Source organism: Streptomyces sp. WP-1 (assembly GCF_030450125.1).
Taxonomy (GTDB): Bacteria; Actinomycetota; Actinomycetes; order Streptomycetales; family Streptomycetaceae; genus Streptomyces; species Streptomyces incarnatus.
Genome location: NZ_CP123923.1, coordinates 5,874,524 through 5,892,549, shown reverse-complemented (window position 1 = coordinate 5,892,549; position 18,026 = coordinate 5,874,524). Strand labels below are relative to the sequence as shown.

The following is an 18,026-nucleotide window of genomic DNA, read 5'->3' as shown; positions in this document are numbered from 1 at the left end:
TCGTACAGGCGGTCGTCAGCTCTTCTTCGTCGCCGACTCGGTCTTCTCGTCGGTGGTCGCCTTCGGGCCGTCCGGCGCGTCCACGGGCTTCTCGGTGTCGGTGTCCGTCTCGGGCGCCGTCTCCGTGTCCTCGGCCGGGCCCCCGGCGGCGAGGGGTTCCACGACCTCCTCGCGGCCCGGACGGCGGCGGGACGAGACGATCATGTAGGTGACCGCCAGGAGGAAGACGATCAGCGCCGTCCAGTCGTTGAGACGCAGGCCGAGGATGTGGTGGGCGTCGTCCACCCGCATGTACTCGATCCAGCCCCGGCCCACGCAGTACGCGGCGACATAGAGGGCGAACGCCCGGCCATGGCCCAGCTGGAAGCGGCGGTCGGCCCACATCACCAGGAAGGCGACGCCGATGCACCACAGCGACTCGTACAGGAAGGTCGGGTGGTAGTAGCCCGGTACCCGGCCGCCCTCGGAGGACGTGATGTGCAGCGCCCAGGGGAGGTGCGTCTCCCTGCCGTACAGCTCCTGGTTGAACCAGTTGCCCCAGCGCCCCATGGCCTGCGCGAGGGCGATGCCGGGCGCCACCGCGTCGGCGTACGCGGGCATCGGGATGCCCCGGCGCCGCGCCCCGATCCACGCGCCCAGCGCGCCGAGCGCGATCGCGCCCCAGATGCCCAGACCGCCCTGCCACACCTTGAAGGCGTCCACCCAGTCACGGCCGGGGCTGAAGTACAGCTCGTAGTCCGTGATCACGTGGTAGAGCCGGCCGCCGACCAGGCCGAACGGCACGGCCCACACCGCGATGTCGGCGACCGTGCCGGACTGCCCGCCACGGGCGACCCAGCGCCGGTTGCCGAGCCAGACGGCGATGAAGACGCCGATGATGATGCAGAAGGCGTAGCCGCGCAGCGGAATGGGGCCGAGGTACAGCACCCCGCGGGACGGACTGGGAATGTAGGCAAGTTCCATGGCAAGTCCGACGCTACCGTGCCGGGCCCCGGCGACACCAAGCCGCCTGGCTACGGGTCCATAACAGGGACATGGGATGCGCTCACCCCGGGCCCGCTAGCCCTGGTCCGCCGACTCCACCATCTGCTTCAGCTTGGCCGGGGACATCGACTGGTCCTGGTAGATGTTCTTGCCGCCGAGCAGCACCGTGGGCGTGCCGGTGAAGCCGCCGCCCTGGAACGCCTTCTGCGAGCGGTTCACCCAGCTGTCGTGCGTCCCCGCGTCCACACACTTCCGGAACGCCGGTGAGTCCAGGCCGCCGACCTTGCCCGCCAGCGTGATCAGCTTGGCGTTGCTCGCGAAGGCGTCGTCGGTCTCCTTGGGCTGGTTCGAGTACAGCGTGTCGTGGTAGTCGCGGAACTTCCCGGCGTCCTGGGCGCATGCCGCCGCGTTGGCCGCGCGCAGCGAGCCGGTGCCGCCGAGATTGCCGTCGATCAGCCGGACCAGGTGGTACTCGACGCGCAGCTTGCCCGCGTCGACCAGCTCATGGAGGGTGGGCCGGTACGCCGCCTCGAAGGCCTGGCAGGCGGGGCAGCGGAAGTCCTCCCAGACGGTGAGCGTCGACTTCGCGCCGTCCTTGCCGACCGGGATCGCGAGACTGTCCTTGCCCTGCGCGCCGGAGGGCGCCACGACCGGGCCCGCGTCGCCGCTCGCCTTGTTCTTGCCCGCGTTCGCGGCGATCACGCCGATCACCGCCGCGAGGGCCAGGATGCAGACGACGCCGCCCCCCACGATCAGCGACCGGCGCCGCTTCTCCGCGGACTTCTGCTTCTCGCGCTCGACCGCCAGCCGCTGGCGGGCGGTCCGCTTTCCGTCACGGTTCTTCTCGCTCACACCCCCAGAACGAACCGGGGAGGCGCAGCGCGCCTCCCCGGCCCGAGGTCCACCCGTTCGAGTGACCGGAATGCCCGATACATGACGACCGGCAGGCGCCGACCGCCCCGCGACGGCACGCGCCGGTCACCCCGCGACGATCCCCGGGTCACGCCTGGCCGCGCACGCCCTTCGCCAGGTCACCGGCCAGCTCGCGCACCGCCGCCAGGCCGGACGCGTGGTCCGGGGCGTCCAGCATCCGCTTGACGAAGGCCGAGCCGACGATCACACCGTCGGCGAAGGTGGCGACCTCGGCCGCCTGGACCGCGTTGGAGACGCCGAGGCCGACGCAGACGGGCAGCTCGGCGCGGGTGACCCGGGTGCGCTGCACCAGGTCCTGGGCCTGCGCGCCGACGGACTCACGGGTGCCGGTGACGCCCATGAGCGAGGCGGCGTAGACGAAGCCGCTGCCCACCGAGGTGATCTCGGCGAGCCGCGCGTCCTTGCTGCTCGGCGCCACCACGAAGACGGTGGCGAGGCCGTGCTTGTCGGCGTGCTCCCGCCACAGCGCGGACTCCTGCACCGGCAGGTCGGGCAGGATGCAGCCCGCGCCGCCCGCCTCAGCCAGCTCGGCGGTGAACCGCTCGACGCCGTAGCGGTCGATGGGGTTCCAGTACGTCATCACGAGCACGGGCTTGCCGGTGGCCGCGTGGGCCTCCCGCACCGTGCGCATCACGTCCGCGATCTTGACGCCGCCGCGCAGGGCGATGTCGTCGGCGGTCTGGATGACCGGGCCGTCCAGGACCGGGTCGCTGTGCGGCAGGCCCACCTCGACCACGTCGGCGCCGCCGTCGAACACGCTCTTGATCGCCTCGATGCCGCCGTCCACGGTCGGGAACCCGGCCGGGAGGTAGGCGATGAGCGCGGCCCGGCCCTCGGCCTTCGCGGCGGCGAGGGTGTCCGTCAACAGCTCGATGTTGCCGCTCACTTGGCGTCCCCCTCGATCTCGGCGGTGGCGGCGGCGTCCGCGGCCACCTCGGCGTCGGTGTCGTACAGCCCGAAGTAGCGGGCCGCGGTGTCCATGTCCTTGTCGCCGCGGCCGGAGAGGTTGACGACGATCAGCCCGTCCGGGCCCAGCTCCTTGCCGACGTCCAGGGCGCCCGCGAGGGCGTGGGCGCTCTCGATGGCCGGGATGATGCCCTCGGTGCGCGACAGCAGGCGCAGGGCCTGCATCGCGGCGTCGTCGGTGACCGCGCGGTACTCGCCGCGGCCCGAGTCCTTGAGGTAGGCGTGCTCGGGCCCGATGCCGGGGTAGTCCAGACCGGCCGAGATCGAGTACGGCTCGGTGATCTGGCCCTCCTCGTCCTGGAGGACGTAGGAGCGGGAGCCGTGCAGGATGCCGGGCTCGCCCGCGGTCAGGGTCGCCGCGTGCTCGCCGGTGTCGATGCCGTGGCCCGCCGGCTCGCAGCCGATGAGGCGGACGCCTTCGTCGGGCACGAAGGCGTGGAAGAGGCCGATGGCGTTGGAGCCGCCGCCGACGCAGGCGACGGCCGCGTCGGGCAGGCGGCCCGCGCGCTCCAGGATCTGGCGGCGGGCCTCGACGCCGATGACCCGGTGGAAGTCGCGGACCATGGCCGGGAAGGGGTGGGGGCCCGCGACGGTGCCGAACAGGTAGTGGGTGCGGTCGACGTTGGCGACCCAGTCCCGGAACGCCTCGTTGATGGCGTCCTTGAGGGTGCGGCTGCCGGACTTCACGGCCACCACCTCGGCGCCGAGCATGCGCATCCGGGCCACGTTCAGGGCCTGGCGCTCGGTGTCGATCTCGCCCATGTAGATGGTGCAGTCGAGGCCGAACAGCGCGCAGGCGGTGGCGGTGGCGACGCCGTGCTGGCCCGCGCCGGTCTCGGCGATGACACGGGTCTTGCCCATGCGCCTGGTGAGCAGCGCCTGGCCGAGCACGTTGTTGATCTTGTGCGAGCCGGTGTGGTTCAGGTCCTCGCGCTTGAGGAACACCCGCGCGCCACCGGCGTGTTCGGCGAACCGGGGCACCTCGGTGAGCGCCGAGGGGCGGCCGGTGTAGTTGACCATCAGGTCGTCCAGTTCGCGGGCGAACTCGGGGTCCTGCCTGGCCTTGTCGTACTCGACGGCGACCTCGTCCACGGCGGCGACGAGGGCCTCCGGGATGAACTTGCCGCCGAACGCTCCGAAGTAGCCCTCGGAGCTGGGGACCTGACCCTCCGGGTCGGGGAAGAAGTAGTTGCTGGGCATGCGGAAACCTCACGGTGAGTGCGGTGAAAAGACACTGTTCGCCGTGGGGCGGGAGGTCGTCTGTCGACTGCGGGCCGTCAGTGACTCGTCGCGCTCACGCGACGGAGCCGCATTCGACTCTGCCCCGCGCCCCTGAAGGTCGGCCGGTGCCATCGCATGCCGTTGACCTGCCCCGGTTCGTCGCCGATGACGTAGCGGACCCGGCGGCCGTGGACGCGGCGCGCGGGTGCGCGGCAGCCGCGGGGGCGGCAGCCGCGGGCGAGGCGCGCGTAGCGGTCCGCGGTCGTCATGGTCGCAGTCATCGGGGTCAGCCTAGCGGGAGCTCAGTCGCGGCCGTGCCGCAGCGCGGGGTGCTCGCCGGCGGCGACCATGTCGGAGACGGCGGTCCTCGGGTCGCGGCCGGTGACCAGGGACTCGCCCACCAGGACGGCGTCGGCGCCGGCGTTGGCGTAGGCGATCAGGTCGTGCGGGCCGCGCACGCCGGACTCGGCGACCTTGACGATGCCCTCGGGCACCTCCGGGGCGACCCGCTCGAAGGTGCCGCGGTCCACCTCCAGGGTCTTGAGGTCGCGCGCGTTGACACCGATGATCCGGGCCCCCGCGGCCACGGCGCGCTCGACCTCGTCCTCGTCGTGCACCTCGACCAGCGGGGTGAGGCCGATGGAGACGGCGCGCTCGATCAGGGACTCCAGGGCGGGCTGCTCCAGGGCGGCCACGATCAGCAGGACGAGGTCGGCGCCGTACGCGCGGGCCTCCCACAGCTGGTACGAGGTGACGATGAAGTCCTTGCGCAGCACCGGGATGTCCACGCGGGCGCGGACGGCCTCCAGGTCGGCGAGGGAACCGCCGAAGCGGCGCTGTTCGGTGAGGACGGAGATGACGGCCGCGCCGCCCGCCTCGTAGTCGGCGGCAAGGCCCGCCGGGTCGGCGATCGCGGCCAGCGCGCCCTTGGAGGGGCTGGAGCGCTTGACCTCGCAGATCACCTTGACGCCGTCGCCCTTGAGCGCGGCCACCCCGTCCTTGGCGGCGGGTGCTTTGGCCGCGCGCTCCTTGAGCTCGTCGAGGCTGACGCGTGCCTGCCGCTCCGCGAGGTCGGCACGGACTCCGTCGATGATCTCGTCGAGCACACTCACGCGAGCGGCCCCCTTTCAGACGGTTGGTTCCTTCAGTTCCTTCAGGTTGTGAAAACCCTTGGTCACTCGATGGTATCCGGAGCGGGGCCCCGGCCTCGCATCCGGTGGACGCCGGTTTCACTCCTTGGACGTCGACGCCGCTGGTCAGGGGTGCAGCCAGGCGCCGGACGGCAGATTGCGGACCACGGTGAACACCAGCAGCAGCGCGCCGATGGCCCACATCTGGGCGTTGCCCGGCGCGAGCCGTGCGGGACGGCCGCGCCACGCCCGTACGACCCAGACCGCCCACAGCGCCGCGAAGAGGAAGTAGCCGGCCACGGCGGGCGCGTTGTCGTGCAGCGCCGCCGTCAGGTCGCCGTGCACGAACGCGTGCGCGCTGCGCAGCCCGCCGCAGCCGGGGCAGTACAGGCCGGTGAACCGGTAGAGGGGGCAGACCGGGTAGTGGCCGGGGTGGTTCGGGTCGACGGTCCCGACATAGGCGAAGGCACCGGCGACGGCCGAGAGCGCACCGGCGGGGGTGGCGAGACGCCGCCACCGGGGGGCCGGCGGAGCGGCGGCAGGGGGTGCGGACCAGGGGCGGGCGTCCGGCGACGAGAACGGCACCGGGGCGGGCGGCCCGAGGCCGGTGCGGGTGGCGGGGAAGGACGCGGCGGGCGGGGCCGGTCGGTCGGCGGCGGTCACGTCAGGCATTCTCGCCGACGCGGCGGCCGTGCGCGCGGGGTGCGGTCGCGGCGGGGCCCCGGCGGACGCGGAAGGGCGGCCCGGGTCCGTCAGGGACACCCGGGCCGCCCTCCACGAAGAGGTGCCGTGCTCGGCCGCTCAGCTCTCCACCGCGACGGGCTCGCGCGCGGCGATGGGGGCGCCGACCATCGCGAGGGGCTTCTGGCTGTCGCCGAGGCCCATGGCCTTCATGATGCCGCCGACGATCGCGCCGCCGATGATGAGGGCCATGCCGACCCAGAAGCCGATGGGGTCGGCCATCACCATGAAGGCGCCGGCGACCAGGAAGCCGACGAAGGAAATGATGACGCCGGTCCAGGCGGCCGGGGTGTGACCGTGGCCGTGGCTGCTGCCCGCCATGTCTGTGCTCCTCGTTGCTGTGTACGTGTCCCAGAAGAGCGACGTACGTGTCGTACGGCTCCGAGCCCGCCCGTCACTGTCCGAGCCGGACGCTCGCCGTCCATTGTCCCGTACGCGCACACGCGCCGGACGCGGGGGTGGCGTCTGGTTCGCCACATCCGCGCGGGGTCAGGCGCCGGTGGGGTCCTCGCCCCGGTCCAGGGCCTTCCAGATCTCCTCGGGCCGCTCCGGATCGACCGGCCTGGCCGCCTTGCGGGGGCGGTCGGTGCCGCGCTCGTAGCGCCCGGACATGGCGGGCCAGCCGCTGCCGAAGCGCAGCGCGAGCAGACCCGCGAGCAGGATCAGCAGTCCGCCGACGGCCGCCACGTACGGCCAGCCGGTGTGGCTCAGCGCCGCGACCGTGGCGGTGGTGTCGCCGCTGGCCTGGGCGGCCTTCTCGTCCAGCGCGCTGTTGTCGGTGGCGGAGACCAGGGCGGCGGCGACGATGCCCGCGCCGGACAGCGCGAGCAGCCCGGCGACGAGGAAGCGGCCGGCCCGGCGGACGGCGAAGACGGCGACGAGCGCGGCGAGACCCACTATGGCGAGGGCCGCGGGCACGCCCGTGACATCGCTGCCCTTCGCGGTGAGCGGGAACGCGCCGCCGGCCACCGACGCGGTGCCCTCCGCCCAGCGCTGCCGGCTGGCGAGCAGCGCCACGGCCGCGCCGAGCGCGCCGGACAGGAGGGCCACGGCGAGGCTGCGGCGGCCGGACCGGGCGGGCGCGGCGGCTTCGGATCGGGGGTGAGGAACGGCAGTCACGTACTCCACTATCGCCTGAACCCCGGGCGAACCGTCACCCGGGGTTCCGTGAGACGCGCCCTATGCGCCGAGCCGGTTGGCCGTGTGCACCGCGCGCAGCACCGCCGCGGCCTTGTTGCGGCACTCCTGGTCCTCGGCGACCGGGTCGGAGTCGGCGACGATGCCCGCCCCGGCCTGCACATACGCCGTGCCGTCGCGCAGCAGGGCGGTACGGATGGCGATCGCGGTGTCGGAGTCGCCCGCGAAGTCGAGGTAGCCGACGCAGCCGCCGTACAGACCGCGCCGGGAGGGTTCGAGTTCGTCGATGATCTGCATCGCCCGGGGCTTGGGGGCGCCGGAGAGGGTGCCGGCCGGGAAGCAGGCGGTGAGCACGTCGAAGGCGGTGCGGCCGCCGGCGACCCGTCCGGTGACGGTGGAGACGATGTGCATCACGTGCGAGTAGCGCTCGACGGACATGAAGTCGACGACCTCGACGGAGCCGGGCTCGCAGACCCGTCCGAGGTCGTTGCGCCCGAGGTCGACCAGCATGAGGTGCTCGGCGCGCTCCTTGGGGTCGGCGAGCAGTTCCTCGGCGAGTGCCTGGTCCTCCCGCGGGGTGGCGCCGCGGTGCCGGGTGCCGGCGATGGGGTGCACCATGGCCCGCCCGTCCTCGACCTTGACCAGGGCCTCGGGGGACGAGCCGACGACGTCGAACGCGCCGCCGTCCTCGTGGGGGAACCGGAACAGGTACATGTACGGCGAGGGGTTGGTGGCCCGCAGCACCCGGTAGACGTCCAGGGCGCTGGCCGTGCACGGCGTCTCGAAGCGCTGGGAGGGGACGACCTGGAAGGCCTCGCCCGCGCGGATGCGCTCCTTGACGTCCTCCACGGCACGCCGGAAGTCGGGGCCGCCCCACAGCGCGGTGTACTCGGGCAGTTCGGAGGGCGGCAGCACGGCCGGGGGCTGGGCCACGGCGCGGGTGAGGTCGGCCTCCATGGCGTCGAGGCGGGCCACCGCGTCGTGGTACGCCTCGTCCACGCCGGTGTCCAGGTCGTTGTGGTTGATCGCGTTGGCGATCAGCAGGACCGAGCCCTCCCAGTGGTCCATGACGGCGAGGTCGCTGGTCAGGAGCATGGTCAGCTCGGGCAGCTTCAGGTCGTCGCGCTCGCCGGGGCCGATCTTCTCCAGGCGGCGCACGATGTCGTAGCCGAGGTAGCCGACCATGCCGCCGGTGAAGGGGGGCAGACCCTCGGTGTGCGGGGTGTGCAGGGCCTGGAGGGTGGCGCGCAGGGCCTTGAGGGGGTCGCCGTCGACGGGGACGCCGGCCGGCGGGGTGCCGAGCCAGTGGGCCGCGCCGTCACGGGCGGTGAGGGTGGCGGAGCTGCGCACGCCCACGAAGGAGTAGCGCGACCAGGAGCGGCCGTTCTCCGCGGACTCCAGCAGGAAGGTGCCCGGGCGTTCCCCGGCCAGCTTGCGGTAGAGGGCCACCGGGGTGTCGCCGTCGGCGAGCAGCTTGCGGGTGACCGGGATGACACGCCGGTCGGCGGCGAGCTTGCGGAAGGTCTCCAGGTCCATGGCGGCGGGCCTCACTGGTCCGCGCCGGACGGGAGGCCGGCGTCCTTGAGCAGCACGTCCTCGTCGAAGCAGGTGCGCGCGCCGGTGTGGCAGGCGGCGCCCTCCTGGTCGACCTGGACCAGCACGGTGTCGGCGTCGCAGTCCAGCGCGACCGACTTCACCCACTGGACGTGCCCGGAGGTGTCGCCCTTGACCCAGTACTCCTGGCGGCTGCGCGACCAGTAGGTGCAGCGGCCGGTGGTCAGGGTCCGGTGCAGCGCCTCGTCGTCCATCCAGCCGAGCATGAGCACCTCTCCGGTGTCGTGCTGCTGGGCGATGGCGGGCAGGAGGCCGTCGGCGCTGCGCTTGAGCCGGGCGGCGATCTCCGGATCGAGGCTGCTGGGCCGGGGGGTGCCGGGCGTACTGGTCATGGGTGCCATTGTGCCGCGCGCCACTGACAACATCGGGCGGGTGTCCACTGCGCGGACCGGTGGCTGGCCGTAGGCTGACCCCATGTCGACCTTCGCCAAGCGTGAACGGCTCCTGTTCGCCGATCTCTTGGAAACCGTGGGCCCGGACGCGCCGACTCTGTGCGAGGGCTGGCGGACCCGGGATCTGGCCGCGCATGTGATCGTGCGCGAGCGCCGCCCGGACGCGGCCGGGGGCGCGCTGATCAAGCGGCTCGCCCCACGCCTGGAGAAGGTGATGGCGGAGTACACCGCGAAGCCGTACGAGGAGCTGATCCAGCTGATCCGCACGGGTCCGCCGCGGTTCTCGCCGTTCCAGGTCAAGCAGGTGGACGAGGCCGCGAACACGGTGGAGTTCTACGTGCACACCGAGGACGTGCGCCGGGCGCAGCGGGACTGGAGCGCGCGGGAGCTGGACCCGGTGTTCCAGGACGCGCTGTGGTCGCGCCTGGAGCGTACGGCGCGGCTGCTGGGGCGCGGGGTGCCGACGGGTCTGGTGCTGCGCCGGCCCGACGGGCAGACCGTGGTGGCGCACAAGGGCGCACCGGTGGTCACGGCGACCGGGGAGCCGTCCGAGCTGCTGCTGTTCGCGTTCGGCCGGGACCGGGCGGCGCGGGTGGAGCTGGAGGGCGAGGCGGACGCGATCGACAGGCTGCACTCCTCCAAGCAGCTGGGCTTCTGACCGGGGAGGCCCGCCCGTGATCAAGGTCGCGATGACCGGGGTGTACGTGGACGACGTGGTGCGGGCGCACGCCTTCTACACGGAGGTCCTCGGCTTCGAGACGCGCACCCGCATGGATCTCGGGGACGGCGTCCTCTTCGTCACCGTCGGCGCGCCCGGGGGCGCCCAGCCTGACCTCCAGCTCCTGCTGGAACCCGGCGAGGGCCCCATCGCGGAGTCCTACCGCCGCGCGCTGTACGAGGCGGGCATCCCCTGCATCGTCTTCTCGGTGGACGACCTAGCCGCCGAGCACCGGCGCCTGCGCGGCCTGGGTGTCCGCTTCCCCCACGGTCCGCGGGAGCAGGGGCCGGTGCTGGCGGCGGTCTTCGACGACACGTGCGGCAACCTGGTGCAGCTGGTTCAGCCGAAGGGATGAACGCCGGGGGCATGAGCCTCAGGCGGGCAGTTCGGCGCGGCGCAGGGCCGGTACGACGAGGGCGACGACCCCGCCGAGGGCGCACACGGAGGCACTGACCAGGTAGACCGGGCCGAGCCCCCAGGCACCGATCGCGGCGGCGGCGAGGGGCATGCTCAGCGGGGTGAAGCCGAGGCTGATCAGGCTGGAGACGGCGGTGACCCGGCCGAGGCAGGCGGGGTCGGACTGGGTCTGGAGCAGGGCGCCGCACATCGCGCCGCTGAGCCCGGTCAGCAGACCGACGAGCAGGGCGGTGCCGACGGCCGCCCAGAGGCCGGGCGCGTAGGCGAGGGCGCCGATGGCCAGGGAGCCGACGACGATGGTGACGCCGGCGAGCAGTCCGGCGCGCGGCAGCCGGCCCCGGAGGGTGAGCAGCAGCGAGGCGGCGCCGGCCCCCACGCCGAACCCGGCGAGCACCCAGCCCATCCCGGAGGCGCCCCAGCCGCGGTGGTCCGCGAGCAAGGTCAGACCGACGTTGAGCGGGCCGACGAAGCCCAGGTCGCCGAGGGCGATGGTGAGCATCAGCGGGGCGAGGACACGGTGGCCGCGGATGTGGCGCAGCCCGGCCGCGAGGTCGGCCCGTGCGGTGGCGCGGGGGCCGTCCGCCCGGTCGCCGGGCAGCTCCCGTATGCGTACCGAGAGCAGCAGCGGCACGGACACGGCGATCAGCAGTCCGGCGAGGGCGAAGGCCGCACTGGCGCCGCCGACGGCCACGCCGAGGCCGCCGAGCGGGGCGCCGACGACGCTCGCGAAGCGGATGGCCAGGCCGCGCATGCCCTGGACGCGGGCCAGCTGGTCCTTGCCGGTGACCCGGGCGGGCAGGGCGCCGACGGCGGGCACGAACACGGCGTCCACGGTGCCGAAGACCAGTGCGAGCAGGGCGAGCGGCCACAGTCCGGGGCTGGTGAGGTACAGCAGGGCGGCCACCGTAAGGACGGCGGCGCAGCGCAGGGCGTCGCTGCCGATGACGACCCGCCGGGGCCCGAACCGGTCGGCGATCACTCCCCCGCCGAGCATCAGCACGGCCCGGGGCAGCGCGCTCGCCGACATCACCAGGCCCGCCTGTGCGGCGGTCCCGGCCTGTACGGCCGCCCAGGACAGCGCCAGGTAGTACACGCTGTCGCCGAGCATGGAGCACGTGTAGGCGGACAGCCAGCGCCGCACATTGGGGTCCCGGTGGGCCTGTACGGCGGCCGGGGTGACGAGGGTCGAGGTCAAGGCGGGCTCCTTGGGGGGCCGGGGCGCAGGGGCGGGGAGGCGTCGGCGGGGCTCAGGCACGGAAGGGGAACGCGTAGGTGTGCACCGCGACGTTCTCGCGGCCCTCGTCCTCACCCGTCGCCTCCGCCGCCCGGCCGCGCTCGTCGTACCGCCGCACGAGGGCGAGCATCTCCCGGCTCAGCTCGGCGAGTTCGGCCGGTGTGAGCCGCAGTACGGACTCGGAGGAGACCGCGCCGGGTGCCCACTGCTCGCCCCAGTGCGGGCGCTCGTCCAGGAAGCGCAGGTACATGTCGGACCGCTGGGCGAAGAAGAGCCGGCTGGCGGCGGTGTGCGCGGCGATCTCCTCGGGGGCGTCGCGGAAGTCCTCGTCGCGGATCCGCACCCCCTCGGAGGCCGGCCGCCACCAGCGCTCCCGCCCGTCCCCGCGCCCCGGCCCGGCCTCCTCGATCAGCCCGTGCTCGGCGAGTTTGCGCAGGTGGTAGCTGGCCAGCGAGACCGCCTCGCCGACCTGGTCGGCGAGCTGGGAGGCGGTCGCGGTCCCGGCGAGGGTCAGGGCCCGGTACAGCCGCATCCGCAGGGGGTGGGCGAGCGCCTTGAGCGTGCCCATGTCCTGGATCCGGCGGTCTTCTTCCTGATCTGCCATGCCCGCGACGTCCTTCTCTGCCATGTCCACGACCCTAGATGCGAAAGAAATCTTGCGCAATAATTTTTGCGCAATTTCTCTTGTGTATCGGGCCGCACGAAGGCCCCGGCGGCTCAAGCCACCGGGGCCTTGGGGACGCGCGCGTCAGCGGACGGGGTGTCCGGCCTCCCGCAGGGTCTCCTTGACCTCGCCGATCCGCAGGTCGCCGAAGTGGAAGACGGAGGCCGCGAGGACCGCGTCCGCGCCGGCGGTGACGGCCGGCGGGAAGTGGGCCAGCGTGCCCGCGCCGCCGGAGGCGATCACCGGCACCGAGACGTGCTCCCGGACGGCCGCGATCATCTCCAGGTCGTAGCCGTCCTTGGTGCCGTCGGCGTCCATCGAGTTCAGCAGGATCTCGCCCGCGCCCAGCTCGGCGGCCCGGTGCGCCCACTCGACGGCGTCGATGCCGGTGCCCCGGCGGCCGCCGTGCGTGGTCACCTCGAAGGACCCGGACCCGGTGCGCCGGGCGTCCACCGACAGGACCAGCACCTGGCGCCCGAAGCGCTCGGCGATCTCCCGGATCAGCTCGGGCCGGGCGATCGCCGCGGTGTTCACGCCGACCTTGTCGGCGCCGGCCCGCAGCAGCTTGTCCACGTCCTCGGCGGTGCGGACGCCGCCGCCGACGGTGAGCGGGATGAACACCTGCTCGGCGGTGCGGCGCACCACGTCGTACGTCGTCTCCCGGTCGCCCGAGGACGCGGTGATGTCCAGGAACGTCAGCTCGTCGGCGCCCTCGGCGTCGTACACCTTGGCCATCTCGACGGGGTCGCCCGCGTCGCGCAGGTTCTGGAAGTTGACACCCTTGACGACCCGGCCGTTGTCCACGTCCAGGCAGGGGATGACTCGGACCGCCAGGGTCATGACCGCTCAGGCTCCTCTGAATGCTTCAAGCTCTACTTCGACCAGGATGCGCGGGTCCACGAAGCCCTCGACCACCAGCAGGGTCGAGGCGGGGCGCACGGAGTCGAACAGGTCCTTGTGGGCCCGCCCCACCTCGTCGACGTCGCGCACATGGTTCAGGTACATACGGGTGCGGATCACGGACTCGACGCCGAGCCCGAACTCCTTCAGCGCCTCCAGGGCGTTGCCGAAGGCGACCCGGGTCTGCTCGTACGGATCACCCTCGCCGTACAGGACCGTGCCCTTGAAGGACGTGGTGCCGCCCACCGACACCCGGTCGCCCGCCGCGACGGCGCGCGCAAAACCGAAACTCGCCTCCCAGGAACTTCCGCTCTGCACCCGCCGTACGGCTTCCGATGTCATGACGCCACAGCCTCCAAGGCCTCTTCCAGGGTGAACGCCTTCGCGTACAGGGCCTTCCCGACGATGGAGCCCTCGACACCGAGAGGCACCAGTTCGGCGATGGCGCGCAGGTCGGCCAGGGACGACACGCCGCCGGACGCCACGACCGGCCGGTCGGTGGCCGCGCACACGGTGCGCAGCAGCTCCAGGTTGGGGCCCTGGAGGGTGCCGTCCTTGGCGATGTCGGTGACGACGTAGCGCGCGCAGCCCTCCTTGTTGAGGCGGTCCAGCGTCTCGTACAGGTCGCCGCCGTCACGGGTCCAGCCACGGCCGCGCAGGGTGGTGCCGCGCACGTCCAGGCCGACCGCGATCTTGTCGCCGTGCTCGGCGATCACCTTGGCGACCCACTCGGGGGTCTCCAGGGCGGCGGTGCCGAGATTGACGCGGGTGCAGCCGGTGGCGAGGGCGGCGGCGAGGGTGTCGTCGTCGCGGATGCCGCCGGACAGCTCCACCTTGATGTCCATGGCCCTCGCGACCTCGGCGATCAGCGCCCGGTTGTCACCGGTGCCGAAGGCCGCGTCCAGGTCGACCAGGTGCAGCCACTCGGCGCCGGACCGCTGCCACGCGAGCGCGGCCTCCAGCGGGGAGCCGTAGGAGGTCTCGGTCCCGGACTCGCCGTGGACGAGGCGTACGGCCTGGCCGTCGCGGACGTCGACGGCGGGGAGGAGTTCGAGCTTGGCCATGGTCTACAGGGTTCCGATCCAGTTGGTGAGGAGCTGGGCGCCGGCGTCGCCGGACTTCTCGGGGTGGAACTGGGTGGCCCACAGGGCGCCGTTCTCCACCGCCGCGACGAAGGGCTTGCCGTGCGTGGCCCAGGTGACCTTGGGCGCGGCGATCAGCGGGTTGTGGGTCTCCTGCGTCCAGTCGTGGACGGCGTAGGAGTGCACGAAGTAGAAGCGGGCGCCGGCGTCCAGGCCGGCGAACAGCTCGGAGTCGGCGGGCGCGTCCACGGTGTTCCAGCCCATGTGGGGCACGACATCGGCCTCCAGGGGGCCGACGGTACCGGGCCACTCCTCCAGGCCCTCGGCCTGGACGCCGTGCTCGATGCCGCGCGAGAAGAGGATCTGCATGCCGACGCAGATGCCCATCACCGGGCGGCCGCCGGACAGCCGGCGGTCGATGACCCAGTCGCCGCGCGCGTCGAGCAGGCCCCGCATGCAGGCGGCGAAGGCGCCGACGCCCGGGACCAGCAGGCCGTCGGCGTTCATCGCCGCGTCGTAGTCGCGGGTGATCTCCACGTCGGCGCCGACCCGCGCCAGGGCGCGTTCGGCCGAGCGGACGTTGCCGAAGCCGTAGTCGAAGACGACGACCTTCTTGGCGGCAGCGCTCAACTCCACACCCCCAGCCGCATGACGCCGGCGACCAGGCACATCCCGGCCGCGATGGAGAGCAGCACGATCAGGCTCGTGGGCATCTTCTGCTTGACGAAGGAGATGATGCCGCCGACCAGGAAGAGGCCGACGACGATCAGGATGGTCGACAGACCGGTCATGGGTTACAGCGCGCCCTTCGTCGACGGGAGGATGCCGGCCGCGCGCGGGTCGCGCTCGGAGGCGTAACGCAGCGCCCGGGCGAGCGCCTTGAACTGGCACTCCACGATGTGGTGGGCGTTGCGTCCGTACGGTACGTGAACGTGCAGCGCGATCTGCGCCTGGGCCACGAAGGACTCCAGGATGTGCCGGGTCATCGTGGTGTCGTACTCGCCGATCATCGGCGCCATGCGCTCGGGCTCGGTGTGCACGAGGTAGGGGCGGCCGGACAGGTCGACGGTGACCTGGGCGAGGGACTCGTCCAGCGGGACCGTGCAGTTGCCGAAGCGGTAGATGCCCACCTTGTCGCCGAGCGCCTGCTTGAAGGCGGCGCCGAGCGCGAGGGCGGTGTCCTCGATGGTGTGGTGGGAGTCGATGTGCAGATCGCCGTCGGTCTTCACGGTCAGGTCGAACAGTCCGTGCCGGCCGAGCTGGTCGAGCATGTGGTCGTAGAAGCCGACGCCGGTGGCGATGTCGGTCCGCCCGGTGCCGTCGAGGTCTATCTCGACCAGGACCGAGGTCTCCTTGGTGGTGCGCTCGACGCGCCCTGCGCGGCTCATGCCTCAAGCTCCTTCTTGACTTCACGTACGGCGTCGAGGAACGCGTCGTTCTCCGCGGGGGTGCCGGCCGAGACCCGCAGCCATCCCGGTACGCCGTTGTCCCGGACCAGGACGCCCCGGTCGAGGATCTTTCGCCAGACCGCGTGGGCGTCGGCGAACCGGCCGAACTGCACGAAGTTGGCGTCCGACCCGACGACGTCGTAGCCGATCGCGCGCAGCTCGGCGACCAGCCGGTCCCGCTCGGACTTCAGCTGCTCGACATAGCCGAGCAGGGTGTCGGTGTACTCCAGGGCGGCCAGCGCGGTCGCCTGGGTGATCGCCGACAGGTGGTACGGCAGCCGGACCAGCTGCACGGCGTCCACCACGGCCGGGTCGGCCGCGAGGTAGCCGAGGCGCAGGCCCGCCGCGCCGAACGCCTTGGACATGGTGCGCGAGATCACCAGGTGCGGGCGGCCTTCGAGCAGCGGCAGCAGCGAGTCGCCGTGGCTGAACTCGACGTACGCCTCGTCCACGACCACCATCGACGGCCTGGCCGCCTGCGCCGCGTCGTACAGCGCGCGGACCGTCTCGGGCGGGATCGCGTTGCCCGTGGGGTTGTTGGGGGTGGTGAGGAAGACCACGTCCGGCTTGTGCTCGGCGATGGCGCGCTCGGCGGCGGCCGGGTCGATCGTGAAGTCCTCGTCGCGCGGACCGGGGATCCAGCCGGTGCCGGTGCCGCGGGCGATGAGCGCGTGCATCGAGTACGACGGCTCGAAGCCGATCGCGCTGCGGCCGGGCCCGCCGAAGGTCTGGAGCAGCTGCTGGATGACCTCGTTGGAGCCGTTGGCCGCCCAGACGTTCTCCAGGGCGAGCGGGAACCCGCCGGTGTCGCTCAGGTACTTGGCCAGCTCGGTGCGCAGCCGGACCGCGTCCCGGTCGGGATAGCGGTTCAGGTCGCGGGCGGCTTCCCGGACCCGCTCCGCGATCCGCTCGACCAGCGGCTCGGGCAGCGGGTACGGGTTCTCGTTGGTGTTCAGCCGGACGGGGACGTCCAACTGGGGCGCGCCGTAGGGGGACTTGCCGCGCAGCTCGTCCCGGATGGGGAGGTCGTCGATCCTCACGTCGCTCACTTGGTCTCCGGTACCTTCCACCCGAACCTCGCCTTGACCGCCGCGCCGTGCGCCGGCAGGTCCTCCGCCTCCGCCAGCGTCACCACATGGTGCGCGACCTCGGCCAGCGCGTCCCTCGTGTAGTCGACGACGTGGATGCCGCGCAGGAAGGACTGCACGGACAGGCCCGAGGAGTGGCAGGCGCAGCCGCCGGTGGGCAGGACGTGGTTGGATCCGGCCGCGTAGTCGCCGAGCGAGACGGGGGCCCAGGGGCCGATGAAGATCGCGCCCGCGTTGCGCACCCGGTCGGCCACGGCGGCGGCGTCGGCGGTCTGGATCTCCAGGTGCTCGGCGCCGTACGCGTCGACCACCTTCAGGCCCTCCTCGACGCCGTCCACCAGGACGATCGCGGACTGCCTGCCCGCGAGGGCCGGGCGGATCCGGTCCTCGACGTGCTTGGTCGCCGCGACCTGCGGCTCCAGCTCCTTCTCCACCGCGTCCGCGAGGTCCGGGGAGTCGGTGACGAGGACGGCGGCCGCGAGCGGGTCGTGCTCGGCCTGGCTGATCAGGTCGGCGGCCACGTGCGCCGGGTCGGCGGTGTCGTCGGCGAGGACCGCGATCTCGGTGGGTCCGGCCTCGGTGTCGATGCCGATGCGGCCGGTGAAGTAGCGCTTGGCGGCGGCCACCCAGATGTTGCCGGGGCCGGTGACCATGTTGGCGGGCGGGCAGGACTCGGTGCCGTGGGCGAACATCGCGACGGCGGTGGCGCCGCCGGCCGCGTACACCTCGTCCACGCCGAGCAGCGCGCAGGCGGCCAGGATCGTCGGGTGCGGGAGTCCGTCGAACTCGGCCTGCGGCGGGGAGGCGAGCGCGATGGACGCGACGCCCGCCTCCTGGGCCGGGACCGCGTTCATGATCACGGAGGAGGGGTAGACCGAGCGGCCGCCCGGCGCGTACAGCCCGACGCGCTCGACCGGAACCCATTTCTCGGTCACCGCGCCGCCGGGGACCACCTGGGTGGTGTGGGCGGTGCGGCGCTGCGCGCGGTGCACGAGGCGGGCGCGCCGGATGGACTCCTCCAGGGCGGCGCGCACGTCCGCGTCGAGGCCGGCCAGCGCGTCGGCGAGCGCCTGGGCCGGGACACGGACGGATTCCAGCCGTACTCCGTCGAACTTCTCCGCGAAGTCGATCAGCGCCGCGTCGCCACGATGATGCACGTCCTCGCAGATCGGACGCACCTTCTCCAGGGCGGCCTGAACGTCGAAGTCGGCTCGGGGCAGCAGGTCACGCAGGGCGGGCCCGTCGGGGAGGGCGTCGCCGCGCAGATCGATTCGGGAAATCACGGTTCCAATTCTCTCAGACCGCCGTCCGTAGTCGTCCGCACGTATCAATGGCTGATACAGGCCGTGGACCAATG

Annotated in this window: 23 protein-coding genes; 2 read left to right on the top strand and 21 right to left on the bottom strand. The window is 72.7% G+C overall.

Annotation, left to right across the window (positions count from 1 at the left end):
• Positions 1–15: 15 nt before the first annotated feature.
• The 11 genes from lgt to hisI all read right to left on the bottom strand — a co-directional run bounded on the left by lgt (position 16) and on the right by hisI (position 9,058).
• Positions 16–963, bottom strand: a complete 948-nt coding sequence (lgt, locus tag QHG49_RS26005; RefSeq protein WP_301491539.1) for a prolipoprotein diacylglyceryl transferase — start codon at positions 961–963, stop codon at positions 16–18.
• A gap of 96 nt (positions 964–1,059) precedes the next feature.
• On the bottom strand, positions 1,060–1,836 hold the full coding sequence (locus QHG49_RS26000) for a thioredoxin domain-containing protein (protein ID WP_159700531.1): 777 nt from the start codon (positions 1,834–1,836) through the stop codon (positions 1,060–1,062).
• A 148-nt stretch (positions 1,837–1,984) separates the two neighbouring features.
• Positions 1,985–2,803: a tryptophan synthase subunit alpha gene (gene trpA / locus QHG49_RS25995; RefSeq protein WP_159700534.1), complete on the bottom strand. Its 819-nt coding sequence runs from the start codon at positions 2,801–2,803 to the stop codon at positions 1,985–1,987.
• Positions 2,800–4,083, bottom strand: a complete 1,284-nt coding sequence (gene trpB / locus QHG49_RS25990) for a tryptophan synthase subunit beta (protein ID WP_145484856.1) — start codon at positions 4,081–4,083, stop codon at positions 2,800–2,802. The genes trpA and trpB overlap by 4 nt, the downstream gene beginning before the upstream one ends.
• Positions 4,084–4,160: 77 nt before the next feature.
• A complete protein-coding gene (gene trpM, locus QHG49_RS25985; protein ID WP_145484857.1) occupies positions 4,161–4,385 on the bottom strand; it encodes a tryptophan biosynthesis modulator TrpM in 225 nt (74 codons plus the stop codon).
• 21 nt (positions 4,386–4,406) lie between these two features.
• The gene (gene trpC, locus QHG49_RS25980; RefSeq protein ID WP_145484858.1) at positions 4,407–5,216 is read right to left on the bottom strand and encodes an indole-3-glycerol phosphate synthase TrpC; all 810 of its coding nucleotides are present in this window, start codon (positions 5,214–5,216) and stop codon (positions 4,407–4,409) included.
• A 144-nt stretch (positions 5,217–5,360) separates the two neighbouring features.
• Positions 5,361–5,906 carry a DUF2752 domain-containing protein gene (locus QHG49_RS25975; protein ID WP_301491538.1) on the bottom strand — a complete coding sequence of 182 codons (546 nt, stop codon included), beginning with the start codon at positions 5,904–5,906 and terminating at the stop codon, positions 5,361–5,363.
• A 129-nt stretch (positions 5,907–6,035) separates the two neighbouring features.
• Entirely contained in the window at positions 6,036–6,296 is a 261-nt protein-coding gene (locus tag QHG49_RS25970; RefSeq protein ID WP_145484860.1) for an HGxxPAAW family protein, read from the bottom strand.
• A 168-nt stretch (positions 6,297–6,464) separates the two neighbouring features.
• The gene (locus tag QHG49_RS25965) at positions 6,465–7,103 is read right to left on the bottom strand and encodes a TIGR02234 family membrane protein (RefSeq protein WP_145484861.1); all 639 of its coding nucleotides are present in this window, start codon (positions 7,101–7,103) and stop codon (positions 6,465–6,467) included.
• 51 nt (positions 7,104–7,154) lie between these two features.
• The gene (locus tag QHG49_RS25960) at positions 7,155–8,648 is read right to left on the bottom strand and encodes an anthranilate synthase component I (RefSeq protein ID WP_159700543.1); all 1,494 of its coding nucleotides are present in this window, start codon (positions 8,646–8,648) and stop codon (positions 7,155–7,157) included.
• A gap of 11 nt (positions 8,649–8,659) precedes the next feature.
• The gene (gene hisI, locus QHG49_RS25955) at positions 8,660–9,058 is read right to left on the bottom strand and encodes a phosphoribosyl-AMP cyclohydrolase (RefSeq protein WP_085564265.1); all 399 of its coding nucleotides are present in this window, start codon (positions 9,056–9,058) and stop codon (positions 8,660–8,662) included.
• A gap of 82 nt (positions 9,059–9,140) precedes the next feature.
• Here hisI and QHG49_RS25950 point away from each other — a divergent pair, with 82 nt between their 5' ends.
• On the top strand, positions 9,141–9,776 hold the full coding sequence (locus tag QHG49_RS25950; RefSeq protein WP_159700546.1) for a TIGR03085 family metal-binding protein: 636 nt from the start codon (positions 9,141–9,143) through the stop codon (positions 9,774–9,776).
• A 16-nt stretch (positions 9,777–9,792) separates the two neighbouring features.
• The gene (locus QHG49_RS25945; RefSeq protein WP_111582433.1) at positions 9,793–10,191 is read left to right on the top strand and encodes a VOC family protein; all 399 of its coding nucleotides are present in this window, start codon (positions 9,793–9,795) and stop codon (positions 10,189–10,191) included.
• Between the two features lie 18 nt (positions 10,192–10,209).
• Here the strand turns inward: QHG49_RS25945 and QHG49_RS25940 are convergent, their stop codons facing one another.
• From QHG49_RS25940 to hisD, 10 genes are all read right to left on the bottom strand, one after another.
• Positions 10,210–11,448 (bottom strand): MFS transporter, encoded by a 1,239-nt coding sequence (locus QHG49_RS25940; protein WP_301491537.1) that lies wholly within the window; start codon positions 11,446–11,448, stop codon positions 10,210–10,212.
• A 52-nt stretch (positions 11,449–11,500) separates the two neighbouring features.
• The gene (locus tag QHG49_RS25935) at positions 11,501–12,091 is read right to left on the bottom strand and encodes a helix-turn-helix transcriptional regulator (protein ID WP_159708074.1); all 591 of its coding nucleotides are present in this window, start codon (positions 12,089–12,091) and stop codon (positions 11,501–11,503) included.
• Between the two features lie 144 nt (positions 12,092–12,235).
• On the bottom strand, positions 12,236–12,991 hold the full coding sequence (gene hisF / locus QHG49_RS25930) for an imidazole glycerol phosphate synthase subunit HisF (protein ID WP_159700552.1): 756 nt from the start codon (positions 12,989–12,991) through the stop codon (positions 12,236–12,238).
• A 6-nt stretch (positions 12,992–12,997) separates the two neighbouring features.
• Positions 12,998–13,393: a RidA family protein gene (locus tag QHG49_RS25925; protein WP_085564270.1), complete on the bottom strand. Its 396-nt coding sequence runs from the start codon at positions 13,391–13,393 to the stop codon at positions 12,998–13,000.
• Positions 13,390–14,115 carry a bifunctional 1-(5-phosphoribosyl)-5-((5-phosphoribosylamino)methylideneamino)imidazole-4-carboxamide isomerase/phosphoribosylanthranilate isomerase PriA gene (gene priA / locus QHG49_RS25920; protein WP_128789623.1) on the bottom strand — a complete coding sequence of 242 codons (726 nt, stop codon included), beginning with the start codon at positions 14,113–14,115 and terminating at the stop codon, positions 13,390–13,392. The genes QHG49_RS25925 and priA overlap by 4 nt, the downstream gene beginning before the upstream one ends.
• A 3-nt stretch (positions 14,116–14,118) precedes the next feature.
• On the bottom strand, positions 14,119–14,763 hold the full coding sequence (gene hisH / locus QHG49_RS25915; RefSeq protein ID WP_186337766.1) for an imidazole glycerol phosphate synthase subunit HisH: 645 nt from the start codon (positions 14,761–14,763) through the stop codon (positions 14,119–14,121).
• A complete protein-coding gene (locus QHG49_RS25910; protein WP_167532192.1) occupies positions 14,760–14,924 on the bottom strand; it encodes a hypothetical protein in 165 nt (54 codons plus the stop codon). The genes hisH and QHG49_RS25910 overlap by 4 nt, the downstream gene beginning before the upstream one ends.
• 3 nt (positions 14,925–14,927) lie before the next feature.
• A complete protein-coding gene (gene hisB, locus QHG49_RS25905) occupies positions 14,928–15,521 on the bottom strand; it encodes an imidazoleglycerol-phosphate dehydratase HisB (RefSeq protein WP_037653146.1) in 594 nt (197 codons plus the stop codon).
• On the bottom strand, positions 15,518–16,630 hold the full coding sequence (locus QHG49_RS25900) for a histidinol-phosphate transaminase (protein WP_159700555.1): 1,113 nt from the start codon (positions 16,628–16,630) through the stop codon (positions 15,518–15,520). The genes hisB and QHG49_RS25900 overlap by 4 nt, the downstream gene beginning before the upstream one ends.
• A complete protein-coding gene (hisD, locus tag QHG49_RS25895; RefSeq protein ID WP_159700558.1) occupies positions 16,627–17,952 on the bottom strand; it encodes a histidinol dehydrogenase in 1,326 nt (441 codons plus the stop codon). The genes QHG49_RS25900 and hisD overlap by 4 nt, the downstream gene beginning before the upstream one ends.
• Positions 17,953–18,026 lie beyond the last annotated feature (74 nt).